The 14,469-nt window shown below is 54.0% G+C and carries 15 protein-coding genes and 2 tRNA genes; 12 read left to right on the top strand and 5 right to left on the bottom strand.

Annotated features, from left to right (window positions below):
- Window positions 1-9 precede the first annotated feature (9 nt).
- Window positions 10-432 carry a DUF3574 domain-containing protein gene (locus EDF81_RS22175; RefSeq protein ID WP_123350333.1) on the top strand — a complete coding sequence of 141 codons (423 nt, stop codon included), beginning with the start codon at window positions 10-12 and terminating at the stop codon, window positions 430-432.
- Window positions 433-462: 30 nt separating this feature from the next.
- Here EDF81_RS22175 and EDF81_RS22170 read toward each other — a convergent pair whose 3' ends face one another.
- Entirely contained in the window at window positions 463-1,647 is a 1,185-nt protein-coding gene (locus EDF81_RS22170; RefSeq protein ID WP_123350359.1) for a NupC/NupG family nucleoside CNT transporter, read from the bottom strand.
- 259 nt (window positions 1,648-1,906) lie between these two features.
- Between EDF81_RS22170 and efeU the strand changes: the two genes are divergently transcribed.
- The 5 genes from efeU to wzz(fepE) all read left to right on the top strand — a co-directional run bounded on the left by efeU (window position 1,907) and on the right by wzz(fepE) (window position 7,858).
- Entirely contained in the window at window positions 1,907-2,740 is an 834-nt protein-coding gene (gene efeU, locus EDF81_RS22165; protein WP_123350332.1) for an iron uptake transporter permease EfeU, read from the top strand.
- A gap of 55 nt (window positions 2,741-2,795) precedes the next feature.
- Complete coding sequence (efeO, locus tag EDF81_RS22160) at window positions 2,796-3,923, top strand: iron uptake system protein EfeO (protein WP_123350331.1); 1,128 nt, start codon at window positions 2,796-2,798, stop codon at window positions 3,921-3,923.
- 5 nt (window positions 3,924-3,928) lie between these two features.
- Window positions 3,929-5,212 carry an iron uptake transporter deferrochelatase/peroxidase subunit gene (gene efeB, locus EDF81_RS22155; RefSeq protein ID WP_123350330.1) on the top strand — a complete coding sequence of 428 codons (1,284 nt, stop codon included), beginning with the start codon at window positions 3,929-3,931 and terminating at the stop codon, window positions 5,210-5,212.
- A gap of 511 nt (window positions 5,213-5,723) precedes the next feature.
- Window positions 5,724-6,512: a phosphate starvation-inducible protein PhoH gene (gene phoH / locus EDF81_RS22150; RefSeq protein WP_184999575.1), complete on the top strand. Its 789-nt coding sequence runs from the start codon at window positions 5,724-5,726 to the stop codon at window positions 6,510-6,512.
- Window positions 6,513-6,751: 239 nt separating this feature from the next.
- Window positions 6,752-7,858: an LPS O-antigen length regulator Wzz(fepE) gene (gene wzz(fepE) / locus EDF81_RS22145; RefSeq protein ID WP_123350328.1), complete on the top strand. Its 1,107-nt coding sequence runs from the start codon at window positions 6,752-6,754 to the stop codon at window positions 7,856-7,858.
- A gap of 87 nt (window positions 7,859-7,945) precedes the next feature.
- On the opposite strand, the gene EDF81_RS22140 is transcribed toward wzz(fepE), so the two are convergent.
- The 4 genes from EDF81_RS22140 to EDF81_RS22125 form a co-directional block, all read right to left on the bottom strand.
- The gene (locus EDF81_RS22140; protein ID WP_123350327.1) at window positions 7,946-8,755 is read right to left on the bottom strand and encodes a CPBP family intramembrane glutamic endopeptidase; all 810 of its coding nucleotides are present in this window, start codon (window positions 8,753-8,755) and stop codon (window positions 7,946-7,948) included.
- A 109-nt stretch (window positions 8,756-8,864) separates the two neighbouring features.
- Window positions 8,865-9,497 carry a TetR/AcrR family transcriptional regulator gene (locus EDF81_RS22135; protein ID WP_123350326.1) on the bottom strand — a complete coding sequence of 211 codons (633 nt, stop codon included), beginning with the start codon at window positions 9,495-9,497 and terminating at the stop codon, window positions 8,865-8,867.
- A 189-nt stretch (window positions 9,498-9,686) separates the two neighbouring features.
- Window positions 9,687-9,774, bottom strand: a tRNA-Ser gene (locus EDF81_RS22130).
- A gap of 225 nt (window positions 9,775-9,999) precedes the next feature.
- A tRNA-Ser gene (locus tag EDF81_RS22125) sits at window positions 10,000-10,087 on the bottom strand.
- A gap of 272 nt (window positions 10,088-10,359) precedes the next feature.
- Here EDF81_RS22125 and ghrA point away from each other — a divergent pair.
- The 6 genes from ghrA to ymdB all read left to right on the top strand — a co-directional run bounded on the left by ghrA (window position 10,360) and on the right by ymdB (window position 14,437).
- Window positions 10,360-11,298: a glyoxylate/hydroxypyruvate reductase GhrA gene (gene ghrA / locus EDF81_RS22120; protein ID WP_123350325.1), complete on the top strand. Its 939-nt coding sequence runs from the start codon at window positions 10,360-10,362 to the stop codon at window positions 11,296-11,298.
- An 87-nt stretch (window positions 11,299-11,385) separates the two neighbouring features.
- Window positions 11,386-12,123, top strand: a complete 738-nt coding sequence (locus EDF81_RS22115; protein WP_123350324.1) for a phosphatase — start codon at window positions 11,386-11,388, stop codon at window positions 12,121-12,123.
- A gap of 22 nt (window positions 12,124-12,145) precedes the next feature.
- Window positions 12,146-12,700, top strand: a complete 555-nt coding sequence (locus EDF81_RS22110) for a molecular chaperone (RefSeq protein ID WP_123350323.1) — start codon at window positions 12,146-12,148, stop codon at window positions 12,698-12,700.
- Window positions 12,701-12,803: 103 nt separating this feature from the next.
- Window positions 12,804-13,286, top strand: a complete 483-nt coding sequence (locus EDF81_RS22105; RefSeq protein ID WP_221180839.1) for a DUF1097 domain-containing protein — start codon at window positions 12,804-12,806, stop codon at window positions 13,284-13,286.
- Between the two features lie 208 nt (window positions 13,287-13,494).
- Entirely contained in the window at window positions 13,495-13,821 is a 327-nt protein-coding gene (locus tag EDF81_RS22100; protein WP_148049950.1) for a type 1 fimbrial protein, read from the top strand.
- Between the two features lie 88 nt (window positions 13,822-13,909).
- Window positions 13,910-14,437: an O-acetyl-ADP-ribose deacetylase gene (gene ymdB, locus EDF81_RS22095; protein ID WP_123350320.1), complete on the top strand. Its 528-nt coding sequence runs from the start codon at window positions 13,910-13,912 to the stop codon at window positions 14,435-14,437.
- The last annotated feature ends 32 nt before the right edge of the window (window positions 14,438-14,469 follow it).

The following is a 14,469-nucleotide window of genomic DNA, read 5'->3' as shown; positions in this document are numbered from 1 at the left end:
TAGCGAACTATGAGGATCAAGACAGGCCTGGCGGTCGTGTTGCTGGCGGCGCTGGCGACAGGGTGTACGACGGTATCTGCGCCCCGGACGGCGGCGGACTGCGCTGCTGATAACCAGATGATGCAAACTACGCTCTATTTCGGCTTAAACCGCCCGGCCGGGGAGGCGATTACGGCTGCAGAGTGGCAGAGTTTTGTCGATGGCGACGTGACGCCGCGTTTTCGCGATGGCCTGACTGTGTTTGATGCGCGGGGGCAGTGGCTGGGCAATGACGGTAAGGTCGCCCGCGAAGCCAGCAAAGCGTTGATGCTGATCCACGGTAAAGATGCCCGCAGTAACAGCGATATCGAAGCGCTGCGTGGGATCTATAAATCGCGCTTTGCCCAGGAGTCGGTGATGCGGGTTGACCAGAAAGTCTGCGTACAGTTTTAAGAAAAACGGCGGGTTTCCCCGCCGTTTTCATTACAGTACCAGCCCGGCAAAGCTGGCGGAAAGCAGGCTGACCAGGGTTGCGCCGTAAACCAGGCGCAGGCCGAAGCGGGAAACCACGTTGCCCTGTTGCTCATTCAGGCCTTTGATGGCTCCGGCAATAATGCCGATAGAGGCAAAGTTGGCAAACGACACCAGGAATACCGAGAGGATCCCCAGGCCGCGCGGTGTCATCTCTGCTGCAACCTTCTGCAGTTCAATCATCGCCACAAACTCGTTCGCAACCAGCTTGGTCGCCATAATGCTGCCCGCGTTAAGCGCATCGCTCAGAGGGATGCCCACCAGCCAGGCCAGCGGGTAGAAAACATATCCCAGAAGCTGCTGGAAGCTGAGGCCGAAGAGCGCAGAGAAGAGGGCGTTAACCGCGCTGATCAGCGCGATAAAGCCGATCAGCATCGCCAGAATAATCATCGCCACCTTGAAACCGGCGAGAATATACTCCCCCAGCATCTCAAAGAAGCTCTGCGATTCATGCAGTTTTTCCAGCTTCACGTCAGGCTCATCCTGCGGAGCGCTCGGGTTGATAACCGACAGAATAATAAAGGTGCTGAACATATTCAGGATCAGTGCTGCCACCACGTACTGCGCCGACAGCATGGTCATATAAGCCCCGACGATGGAGAGCGACACCGTCGACATGGCGGTGGCCGCCATGGTGAACAGACGGCGGGAAGAGAGATCGCCCAGCACGCCTTTATAGGCAATAAAGTTTTCCGACTGGCCGAGGATAAGCGAGCTGACGGCGTTAAACGACTCCAGCTTGCCCAGACCGTTCAGCTTCGACAGCAGGGTGCCAATCAGGCGAATAAATATCGGCAGGATCTTCCAGTGTTGCAGGATCCCAATCAGCGCAGAGATAAAGATAATCGGGCACAGCACGCCAAGGAAAATAAACGCCAGGCCTTTTTCACCCATCCCACCGAAGACAAAACCGCTGCCCTCTGCGGCAAACTTAAGCAGAGATTCAAAAAGCCCGGAGACGGTTTTGATCATCGACAATCCGCTTTCGGCGTGCAGGAAAAACCATGCCAGCGCGACTTCAATCACGATGAGCTGCAGGACAAACCGGTAACGAATTTTGCGACGATCGAAACTGACCAGCCAGGCCAGGGCAAGGATCACCACCAGCGCCAGCAGGAAATGCAGAAGAGTTAACATGTTATTAATTTCGCAGGTAAACAGGTCGCACATTTAGCCATAAGGCAGGGTGGGCGTAAACCACCTTCTGCGACCTCTCTTTGCCGATGAATTTGCAGCAGATCAATTTCGACTGTAACCGTGCGCGCAGTTTTTACATCCTGTCATCAATCTGCCGATATTTCGCTTGAGTTTCCCGTTGCCGTAATGATAATCACTATCATAACATTTACCTGTTTTTACACTAAATGACTGCGACTCACATTCGAGGATGTCTGGCATGTTTGTTCCATTTCTCATTATGTTACGCGAAGGGCTTGAGGCCGCGCTGATTGTCAGCCTCATTGCCAGCTATCTGAAGCGCACCCAGCGCGGGCATTTTATCGGCGTGATGTGGCTTGGGGTGTTTCTGGCGGCAGGCCTTTGTCTGGGGCTGGGCATCTTTATCAATGAAACCACCGGTGAATTTCCGCAAAAAGAGCAGGAGTTGTTTGAGGGGATCGTTGCGGTCATTGCGGTCATCGTGTTGACCTGGATGGTGTTCTGGATGCGCAAAGTTTCCCGCAATGTGAAAGCGGAGCTGGAAAGCGCCGTCGATAACGCGCTGCGTCGCGGCAATCACCAGGGCTGGGCGCTGGTGATGATGGTCTTCTTTGCCGTGGCCCGCGAAGGCCTGGAGTCGGTCTTCTTTCTGCTTGCTGCCTTCCAGCAGGATGTCGGTATCTGGCCGCCCGTTGGAGCGATTCTGGGACTGCTGAGTGCGGTTGTGCTGGGCTTTCTTCTCTACTGGGGCGGGATCCGCCTCAATCTGGGCGCATTTTTCAAATGGACCAGCCTGTTTATTTTGCTGGTGGCGGCCGGGCTGGCTGCGGGGGCAATTCGCGCCTTCCATGAGGCAGGCCTGTGGAACCACTTCCAGGATATCGCCTTTGACCTGAGCAATGTGCTCTCGACCCACTCGCTGTTCGGTACGCTGCTGGAAGGCGTCTTCGGTTACCAGGAAGCGCCGAGCGTCAGCGAAGTCGCGGTCTACTTTATCTATCTGATTCCGGCGCTGGTGCTGTTTGCGCTGCCGCCTCGTACCGGTACGACGGCTTCACGCGCCGCACCCTGATCGCTTCTGGTCGTTACAGCATACGTAGTTACAACATACTTTTAAGGGATGGAACATGACGATTAACTTCCGCCGTAGTGCTTTGCAGGTTGCTCTTACCGCTCTGTTGTCCGGCGCGTTTGCCGCGCAGGCCGCCGATATTCCCCAGGTTAACGTTACCGTAACCGATAAACAGTGCGAGCCGATGAGCATTACGGTCAACTCGGGAAAAACCCAGTTCATTATTAAAAACCACAGCCAGAAAGCGCTGGAGTGGGAGATCCTTAAAGGGGTGATGGTGGTTGAGGAGCGTGAAAACATCGCGCCGGGCTTTAGCCAGAAGATGACGGCCAACCTCCAGCCGGGCGAGTATGAGATGACCTGCGGCCTGCTGACCAACCCGAAAGGCAAGCTGATTGTCAAAGGTGAGGCAACGGCCGATGCTGCACAGGGTGAAGCTCTGCTCAGCCTGGGCGGAGCGATTACCGAGTATAAAAACTACGTTATGGCGGAAACCGCGGCGCTGGTGACCGGGACGAAAGCCTTCACCGATGCGGTGAAAGCCGGTGATGTGGCCAAAGCGCAGTCTCTGTATGCGCCGACTCGCCAACACTATGAGCGTATCGAGCCTATTGCCGAGCTGTTCTCCGATCTGGACGGTAGCATTGACGCCCGTGAAGATGACTACGAGCAGAAAGCGGCCGATCCGAAATTCACCGGTTTCCACCGTCTGGAAAAAGCCCTGTTCGGGGATAAGAGCGTGAAGGGCATGGATAACTATGCTGACCAGCTCTATACCGACGTCGTCGATCTGCAAAAACGCATCAGCGAGCTGGCATTCCCGCCGTCAAAAGTGGTCGGTGGTGCGGCGGGTCTGATTGAAGAAGTGGCCGCCAGCAAAATCAGCGGTGAAGAAGATCGCTACAGCCATACGGATCTGTGGGATTTCCAGGCCAACATTGACGGTGCGAAGAAAATCGTCGACCTGCTGCGCCCGCAGCTGCAAAAAGGGAATGCGGAACTGCTGGCGAAAGTGGATGCCAACTTTGCCAAAGTGGATGCGATCCTGGCGAAGTATCGCACCAAAGAGGGCTTTGAAACCTACGATAAGCTGACCGATGCCGACCGCAACGCGCTGAAAGGGCCGATTACCGCGCTGGCGGAAGATCTGGCTCAGCTGCGCGGCGTGCTGGGTCTGGACTAAGTATCATGACTGAACAGGATTCTGAGAACGTAAGCGAGCCGTCAAGGCGTCGCTTACTAAAAGGAATGGGTGCGCTGGGAGGCGCGCTCGCACTGGTCGGCGGCTGCCCGGTTGCGCATGCGGCAAAACCGCAAAGCGCCCCGGGAACATTATCGCCATCGGCGCGAATGGAAACGCAGCCCTTTTATGGTGTTCATCAGGCGGGCGTGCTGACGCCACAGCAGGCGTCGATGATGCTGGTCGCCTTTGACGTGCTGGCCAGCGATAAAGCCGGGCTGGAGCGTTTGTTTCGTCTGCTGACGGCGAGAATTGCGTTTCTGACAACCGGCGGGCCTGCGCCGGATACGCCCAACACGCGTCTGCCGCCGATGGACTCGGGCATTCTCGGCGGCTTTATTGCGCCGGATAACCTGACGATAACGGTATCCGTTGGCGATGCGCTGTTTGATGACCGCTTCGGTTTACAGGCGCACCGGCCAAAGCGCCTGCAGAAAATGACCCGCTTCCCGAATGATTCGCTGGATGCTGCGTTGTGCCACGGCGATCTGCTCCTGCAAATCTGCGCCAATACCCAGGATACGGTGATTCATGCCCTGCGCGACGTCATCAAGCATACGCCTGACCTGCTCAGCGTGCGCTGGAAGCGGGAAGGGTTTATCTCCGATCACGCCGCCCGCAGCCAGGGGAAAGAGACGCCGATTAACCTGCTGGGATTTAAAGACGGTACGGCCAATCCCGACAGCCGCGATGCGGCCCTGATGGATGCGGTGGTCTGGGTCACACCGGATCAGAATGAACCGCCGTGGACGGTGGGAGGCAGCTATCAGGCAGCGCGGATTATTCAGTTCCGGGTTGAGTTCTGGGATCGTACGCCGCTGAAAGAGCAGCAGACCATTTTTGGCCGGGATAAGCAGAGCGGGGCGCCGTTAGGCATGCAGAATGAGCATGATGTGCCGGACTATGCTCAGGATCCTGAGGGCAATCTGATTGCCCTGGACAGCCATATTCGGCTGGCCAATCCCCGCACCCGTGAGACGGACTCCAGCCTGATGATGCGCCGTGGCTATAGCTACTCGCTGGGGGTGACCCTCTCAGGACAGCTGGATATGGGGTTGCTGTTTGTGTGCTACCAGCACGATCTGGAGAAAGGTTTCCTGACCGTGCAGAAGCGGCTGAATGGTGAAGCGCTGGAGGAGTACATCAAGCCCATCGGCGGCGGCTATTTCTTTGTGCTGCCCGGTGTTCGCGATGCCACAGGCTATCTGGCACAGCCGTTGCTTGAAGCCTGATAACGCAATTCCGCCGGGCGCGGAATTGCGGTTTTCACTGAAAAACATAATTTTTTCGTATGTACGGCCGACTGTTATATTTCTGTAATATAAATTTCAGACACTCCTGAAAGCAGGGAAATCGATGCTCGTTATGAATCAGTAAAAATATTGTTGCATTTATGATAATTTTTGCTGTATTAATTAACTATGCGGTAGTTCCCGGCTGTGATGTTTTTCACTATGGAGATCGCGAATGGTAAAGTCCTGCACTGGACAATTTAGTAAGATCCACCGCAAGACCCGGCGCGGAGGCCCCACCTCCGGCAGCGATTTCCTCACCGCCAAATTTTCACCCTCCCCACTGAATCATGTGTCCTCTGAAATAACCGGCGATCCTTCCGGACGCTGTGCTATTTCCTCTTCGACAACAAGCAATGGCTTACAAGGAAGCCAAACCTCAGACGTTTGTGCGCATAATCGCGTTGAGTCCGACGCGTGTGATGTAAACCAACAACTCAAGGTGCTATCCATGGGAAGACAAAAAGCAGTGATCAAAGCTCGTCGTGAAGCAAAACGTGTGCTGAGACGGGATTCACGTAGCCATAAACAGCGTGAAGAAGAATCGGTCACCTCGCTTGTGCAGATGGGCGGCGTAGAAGCCATTGGCATGGCGCGCGACAGTCGCGACACCTCGCCAATTGCAGCGCGTAATGAGGCTCAGGCGCACTACCTGAATGCTATCGAGAGTAAACAGCTGATCTTTGCAACCGGTGAAGCGGGCTGCGGTAAAACCTGGATCAGCGCAGCGAAAGCGGCGGAAGCCCTGATTCATAAGGATGTGGACAGGATCATTGTCACCCGACCGGTCCTGCAAGCCGACGAAGATCTCGGCTTCTTACCCGGCGATATCTCGGAGAAGTTCGCGCCTTACTTCCGGCCAGTCTACGACATTCTGGTAAAACGGCTGGGCGCGTCCTTTATGCAATACTGCCTGCGACCAGAGATCGGTAAGGTGGAAATCGCGCCGTTCGCCTATATGCGCGGACGTACATTTGAAAATGCGGTCGTCATTCTTGACGAGGCTCAGAACGTGACCGCTGCGCAAATGAAAATGTTTTTAACTCGCCTCGGGGAAAACGTGACCGTCATTGTGAACGGGGATATTACCCAGTGTGATTTACCGCGAGGGGTGCAGTCTGGCCTCAGCGATGCGCTGGCGCGTTTTGAGGAAGATGAGATGGTGGGAGTGGTTCGCTTTACCAAAGATGACTGCGTCCGCTCGGCGCTCTGTCAGCGTACGCTACGCGCTTACAACTAGCGATTGAAATCCGAAAACCGGTGCACCAGACGTGTACCGGTTTTTTCTTTTCAAGGGCATATCAATGGATTGGGGTGAATCTATTGATATTTCGTATAGTCAATACTCGCTACAATGTCTGGTAGTTTACTTAGCTGAGTAGCGATTTTTTTTCGGATTCCTCCTGTTCCGTTGTAATATTCCTCTCAGTTTTCCGCGCCCGCGGCCATCTTCTATCTACCGCTATAAAAGAGACTCACATGTCTGTTATCGACGTCAAAAAAGTCACGGAACTCAATCTTGCTGAGAATGCGCCGCCCGTCGTATTGCAGGACAGAGAGACCGATATTCTTGAGTTAGTCAGTGTGCTTTATGAGGCGAAAAAGCAAATTGTGGCCGGGATCGTCGCCTTTGCGCTAATGGGGCTGGCGATTGCCTCTTTGCTGCCGCAGAAATGGAGCAGTCAGGCCATTGTGACGCCGGCGGAAACGATGCAGTGGCATGAAATGCAGCAGCAACTGGTGAAGCTTCAGGTTTTGGATATCGATACCCAGATTACCCGCGGTAGCGTTTTCGAACTCTTTATCAAAAAATTCCAGTCGCAGTCTCTGCTGGAGGAGTATCTGGCCTCTTCCCCCTATATCCTTGAACAGCTGAAAGGGGCGGATATTAACCCTGCCGAGCTGCATCGTGCCGTGGTGAATCTGGCGGCGAAAATGAAATCAACGAGTAACCACAACCCGGCAGATGCTGCAGGCTCACCCTATTTAGCCTGGACACTCAGCTTTGTTGCGCCGACGGCACAGGATGCTCAGGTGGTCCTGCAAGGGTATATCGATTATGTCTCTGCAGCCGTTGATAAAGAGACAATGCAAAATATCACTAATGCGGTCACGGTAAAAATTCTGCTGGAGGACAGTCGTCTGGAGCAGAAGCGTGTCCATCTGACCAATCTTCGTAATGCAAATATTCAGCGACTGAACTATGCCCTGGAGATTGCCAATGCGGCAGGGATCAAAAAACCTGTGTACAGCAGCGGCATGGCGGTAAAAGACGATCCGGATTTCTCGGTAGTGCTTGGTGCTGACGGGATTGAACGGAAATTAGCCATTGAAAAATCGATTACCGATGTGGCTCAGCTTGATGCAGATTTCAACAACCATCAGTACCAGCTGGATCAGCTGCGGAAAATCACGGTTGAGGATACGCAGTTTGAGCCCTTCAAATATCAGCTCTCGCCCTCTTTACCGGTGACAAAAGATAATCCGGGAAAAGCGATTGTGATACTGCTGGCTGCTATGATCGGTGGCGTGCTGGCCTGTGCTGTTGTTCTTCTTCGCCACGCGATGAGCGCCCGTAGAGTTTGACCTGAATACATAGCTTTGCCTGAAACGCCTGATGAGTCCTGTCAGGCGTTTCAGGCATGAGCATTCATCTCAACAGTCTCCTGCCACTCACTTATACTTTTGCCTGAAAAAAAAGTCTTTATCAGCAAGAACAACCCATATCGTAATAATCATTAAGATGCCAGTCTGAATGATTTTACTGTCTGGGTGAGGGTTGAAAATCTCATTAAAGAGCCCAGCCGTAACATGAAATACGACAGCCACAGAAATATTTCTTTCTGTTTTGTAATAAAGCCAGTTCATCAAAAAAACGAAGGGTATAAGACTTAGCAAAAAATTCACGCTATAGAGTAGACCCGTTACAACGAGATCGTTGTGGTAATAACCTGGAATAGCTGACAGCGGCATGTGCCAGATCCCCCAGAATAATGCAAAGATAACGCTGGTTATAAAAAGATTATATTTACGTCGCAGGCAGTCAGTACCATAGCTATGCCATCCCAACTCCTCAAGAACCGGGGCTGCAATCAGAATCAGCCATGCGGGAAAAATACCAGACGTAAAGCTAAATTGGGTGTCGATGACAAACTGCCTGTCGCTGTAACCAAACAGAAGAGAGATCCCCATGGCGATCGCTATCGTCAGCGGCATAAGAACGCACGCCAGTAAATAGTAACGACCAGGGGCGCGCCATTGTAACAGCCGGGAGAAGACGTCACGACGCAGCATCCTGTTCGTGCCAATGAGGAATCCGGCGATAAGCATCGGAGTACAGAGCCCCGTAAGTGCCAGAAAACTGGCGGACGAGCTGAGCGTAGCTCCCTCCCGGCTAATCCATGCGGCACCAAACCAGCACGCCCAGGGAATCAGGGTAGAGAGTAAGTAGAAAAGTACGGTGTGACGGTACAACGTAATCATTTCAGACCTCCTTGTCCCGGCGACTATTAAAACGCCGGTGGTTACTTTTGATGCCTTACCTGGCTTCAGCTATCCTGCGGCATCAGAATGTGTGACAGTAGATTAATTATTAATGGCGCAATAAACACTTCTGTAACGCCGGTGCTACCGTATTCGGTGCAGCTCCGAGAGCTCTCTCAATAAGCTTGAACATCGCCTCAAAGCGTGCCAGTTTCTCCTCCGGAGTCCAATTAAAGGTATTTTCACCCAGTAAGAAATCTGCCCCTGCGAGAATAAACTGAATGGTGCTCAGCGGGTCGTCTACCTGAAACAGATTCTCTCTGACGCCCTGCGCAATAACATCAGCAAACACCGGTCCAAGCGATAAAACAGTTTCAATGGCCACGCGATCGTGTAGTTCCTTATTCCCTACCTGATGAAGCCCGGCGACAACGTCTCCTCCTGCATCCTTAACTTGATTCTGCTGCATAATAATGCCGCATATTTTCTCAATGGCAGTGAGATCGGGTTTCTCTGCAACTTTTGAAGCGCGCAGTACCATCTCATTCACCATCTGTTCGGCCAGCGACTCCAGCACGTCAGATTTTGTTTTGAAGTAGTAATAAAAGGTTCCTTTTGCAATTTTCGCTTCGGCAACAATGTCTGCAACCGATGTCCCGGCATACCCCTGACGTGTAAAAAGAGCCTTTGCCGTTTCCAGGATTTCCGCCCTACGTACATCGGGGGCTTTTACGATTCTCATGCTTATCCTTCCCTCACGCTATCTGGGTTATAAAAGAAGATAACCATTGACTGACGGTCAGTCAATGGTTGGGTGGCAAAATTTGCCATCAAGGAATCTTAAAGAGTTATTCTGAGAGATATATTGTAACAACAGGATATTCAGATGAAAAAAAAAGCTCACATTTTCATGCGAGCTCTTCTTTAAATATGGCGGTGAGAGAGGGGTTCGAACCCTCGATACGTTGCCGTATACACACTTTCCAGGCGTGCTCCTTCAGCCACTCGGACACCTCACCGTATTGTATTGCTGCCTTCCGGTTAGGGGGGCAACGGGGCGCTACTATAGGGAGTCGGGTGAAAACGGTCAAGCAGATTTTATTCTTTTGATCTCGTTCGGTTAAGCCTTGAGCAAAGGGCAGGGAGCTGGCTTAGACAGGACGCAGCTGTGCGTTTTGTTTGTCGGCTTCTTGTTTCGCAGACGAAAAAAAGCCCGCATTTTCATGCGGGCTCTTCTTTGAAGATGGCGGTGAGAGAGGGGTTCGAACCCTCGATACGTTGCCGTATACACACTTTCCAGGCGTGCTCCTTCAGCCACTCGGACACCTCACCGTATTATCTTTCCGACGCTGTCGGAACGGTCGCTAATGTAGGGAAAAGTACCTCCAGCGTCAATCTTCTTTTTCGATAAATCAGCGCGTTTAAACAAACTTCAGCCAACTTGCTTCTTAAACAATCTGAAACTGACCTTTTTACAATCAATGCTTGTCAGCGGTCTGTAAAATAAACCTGTTATGCTGCAAGATGATACAAACAGATAGCAGTACATTTCCCATTGAGTAATGAGCAATTTTCAGCGCGTTTAACACCTGCCAGGAGACATGATGGATATTATTTTTTACCACCCGACCTTCGATGCGAAGCACTGGCTCCCGTTACTGGAAAAACGCCTTCCCGAAGCCCGCATTCGTCTGTGGCAGGCGGGCGATAACGATCCTGCGGATTACGCCCTGGTCTGGCACCCGCCGGTTGAGATGTTGAAGGGACGCGAGCTGAAGGGCGTTTTTGCCCTGGGGGCCGGGGTGGACTCGATACTCGGCCAGCTTAAGGCGCACCCGGAAATGCTGCCGATGCATATCCCGCTATTTCGTCTTGAAGATACCGGTATGGGGCTGCAGATGCAGGAATATGCCGTCAGCCAGGTGCTGCACTGGTTCCGTCGCTTTGACGACTACCAGGCGTTAAAACAGCAGGCGCGCTGGGAATCGCTGGAAGACTATGACCGGGACGATTTCTCTGTCGGTATTCTGGGGGCTGGCGTTCTGGGGGCGAAGGTCGCCGAGAGCCTGAAGGCCTGGGGCTTCCCGGTAAACTGCTGGAGCCGCAGCCGAAAAGCGTGGCCCGGCGTGACGAGTTATGCCGGTGGGGATGAGCTGGCCGATTTTCTGCGCCACAGCCGGGTGCTGATAAATCTGCTGCCCAATACCGCAGAAACCGCCGGGATGATTAATGCGTCCCTGCTCGGTCGGCTGCCGGATAACAGCTATGTCCTTAATCTTGCCCGCGGCGTACATGTGGTGGAAGCTGACCTTCTGGCCGCGCTCGATAGCGGCAAAGTGAAAGCGGCGATGCTGGATGTGTTCAGTAAAGAGCCGCTGCCGGCCGATAACCCGCTCTGGGCGCATCCGCGAGTGGCGATAACGCCCCACGTCGCGGCGGTAACCCGTCCGGCAGAGGCCGTGGACTACATTGCCCGCACGATCCAGCAGATTGAGGCCGGAAATCAGGCGTCAGGACAGGTCGATCGTATTCGTGGCTACTGATGACAAAACCCGGCGCAGGTCGGGTTTTTGCTCATCACGGCCGGTAATTCCTGCTATCCTTGCCTGAAAAAGAAAGAGGAGAGAGTGATGTATCCTGTTGACCTGCATATGCACACCGTCGCCAGCACCCATGCCTACAGTACCCTCCACGATTATATTGCCGAAGCAAAACGTAAAGGGATTAAGCTGTTTGCCATTACTGACCACGGTCCGGATATGGCGGATGCGCCGCACTACTGGCACTTCGTCAATATGCGCATCTGGCCGCGTCTGGTCGACGGCGTTGGCATTTTGCGCGGTATCGAAGCCAATATTAAAAATACCCTCGGCGAGATCGACTGCACCGGGCCGATGCTGACCTCGCTGGATATGATTATCGCGGGCTTTCACGAGCCGGTGTTTGCGCCACAGGATCGCGAGACGCATACCGAAGCGATGATTGCGACCATGGCCAGCGGTAATGTGCATATTATTAGCCACCCCGGTAACCCCAGGTATCCCGTCGATATACCGGCCATTGCCGCCGCCGCCGCAAAGTACCAGGTTGCGCTGGAAATTAATAACTCCTCGTTTATCCATTCGCGAAAGGGCAGTGAAGCGAACTGTCGCGCAGTGGCTGCAGCGGTCCGCGACGCGGGAGGCTGGGTGGCGCTGGGCTCTGATTCACATACTGCTTTTACCCTTGGCGACTTTAGCGAATGTCGCAAGGTACTGGATGAAGTGGGTTTCCCGGAAGATCGTATCCTGAACGTCTCTCCGCGACGCCTGCTGGATTTTCTGGAATCTCGCGGTATGCCGCCTATTCCTGAGTTTGCACAACTGTAATGTCACAAAACGGAATCACTGAATGAACGAGCTTTCTGTCCTCTGCCGCGTGCTGGGTTCTCTCTATTATCGCCAGCCGCAGGATCCGCTGCTGGTGCCGCTGTTCACCCTGATTAGCGAAGGTAAGCTGGCCGCCAGCTGGCCGCTGGAGCAGGATGAACTGCTGACGCGTCTGCAAAAAAGCTGCGATCTGCCGCAGATTGCCGCGGACTATAATGCGCTGTTTGTCGGGGATGAGTGCAGCGTGTCCCCGTACCGCAGCGCCTGGGTCGAAGGCGCTACGCAAGAGGACGTTCGTTCCTTTCTCTCCGCGCGCGGTATGCCATTAGCCGATACACCGGCCGATCATATCGGCACGCTGCTGCTGGCCGCCTCCTGGCTGGAAGATAACGCGGCAGAAGACGAGAGCGAAGCGCTTGAGACGCTGTTTGCCGACTTTATTATGCCGTGGTACGACACCTTCTTCGGCAAAATTGAAGCCCATGCAACAACGCCGTTCTGGCGCACGCTGGCGATCGTTACCCGCGATGCCATCGGCGCGATATGGGAAGAGTTGCAGGAAGAAGATGAACAATAAATTGTGATTAACATCACAGTTAAAATGTAATGAAGACTGTTGTGTTGCAATAATCTTGCTTCCGATCGCATTACTTCGGCGCGCATCTGCTATGATGCGCGCCATGAACAAACTTATTTCTCTCGCACTGACAACCGGTATCCTCTCCGCTCTGTGGGGCTGGGTTGCCGTCTCTCTTGGCCTGCTAAGCTGGGCCGGATTTCTGGGCTGTACCGTCTGGTTTGCTTCCCCCCGGGGCGGCGTCAAAGGTTTGCTGACCGCAGGCTGTACCATGGTGAGCGGCGTGGTCTGGGCGCTGGTGATTATTCACGGCAGCGCGCTGGCCCCGCATCTGGAAATTCTTAGCTATGCCATGACCGGCGTTGTGGCGTTTCTGATGTGTCTGCAGGCCAGCCAGCTGCTGCTGTCGTTTGTCCCTGGCACCTTTATCGGCGCCTGCGCCACGTTTGCCGCTGAAGGCGACTGGCGGCTGGTCGTGCCTTCTCTGCTGCTGGGATTAGCCTTCGGTTTTGCCATGAAAAGCAGCGGTGTGTGGCTGGCACAGCGTACTGAAGGCAAACAGAATGCGGCGCCTGTCAGCGAATAGTCTCCGGCATGGCGCGCTGCCGCCATGCCTTCTCCCTTTTATCCCCCGAATTACACTCGTCAAATCAAACGATTGCATTGAAATAATGAATGTTAAATATGTTGATGATTTGTTGCTTGTATGTTTCTATTAATCGGTTCGCCATTGGCTGAACATTAAGGAAACGACGATCCCCCTCATGGATGGCCCCCTTATTGAGGCAATCTTTATGACGCTATCCATCTATCATGCTGTTCCCCTGCTGTGTGCGCTGTTTGCAACTCAGGCGCTTGCCGCAGAGGCATCTTCTCCCCACACATTCGGTGGCACCATCCGATTCACCGGCCAGATTGTTGAGCCAGTTTGTGAAACCGCGCCCGACGCCCGACAGCAGCACCTGGAGATGCGCTGTGAGCGTGATGGCGTGCAGTCGGTCGAGCGCTGGCCGCTGGCATCCCTCGCCCAGAAGAGGGTGCGCTCATCCCTGGCGTCGGTGGATCTTCGCTATCTTGATGCGCAGCGCAAACTGGCAATACTGAACGTCACCTACGAGTAGTTGACGTACCGACGGGCAACAATTCTCTCCCTCCTGCAAACCCTGCGATAAACTTAACGATATCGTTGTCAGCAGGAGGGCCTCTGTTATGTCCAGGATCCAGGTTGTTCAGGGTGATATCACCACCCTTCAGGTCGACGTGATTGTGAATGCAGCGAACCCCTCTCTGCTGGGCGGCGGCGGGGTGGATGGCGCTATCCATCGCGCCGCAGGTCCGGCGCTGTTGGCGGCCTGTAAACAGATACGCCAGCAGCAGGGAGAGTGCGCCCCCGGACAGGCGGTGATCACCCCCGCAGGGGATTTACCGGCGAAGGCGGTGATCCATACGGTCGGGCCGGTCTGGCGCGGCGGCGAACACAATGAACCGCAGCTTCTGCAGGATGCCTACCGTAATAGCCTCCAGCTGGCGGCAGCCAACGGCTATGAATCGATAGCCTTTCCGGCCATCAGCACCGGCGTGTACGGCTATCCGAAAGCGGCTGCTGCGCAAATCGCACTCAATACGGTGATGGCTTACCTGCCTGACAGCCCCGTGCCGGAACAGATCTATTTCGTTTGCTTTGACGAAGAAAATACCAGCCTGTATCAACGGTTGCTGGTTCAGTCGCAGGAGTAGGGGAGAGCGGCCTTCCGTAAGCGGAAGGCCGA

This window comes from Enterobacter sp. BIGb0383, assembly GCF_003751845.1.
Taxonomy (GTDB): domain Bacteria; phylum Pseudomonadota; class Gammaproteobacteria; order Enterobacterales; family Enterobacteriaceae; genus BIGb0383.
The sequence above is the reverse complement of the archived record's forward strand: the minus strand, read 5'-3'. Positions and strand labels throughout refer to the sequence as shown.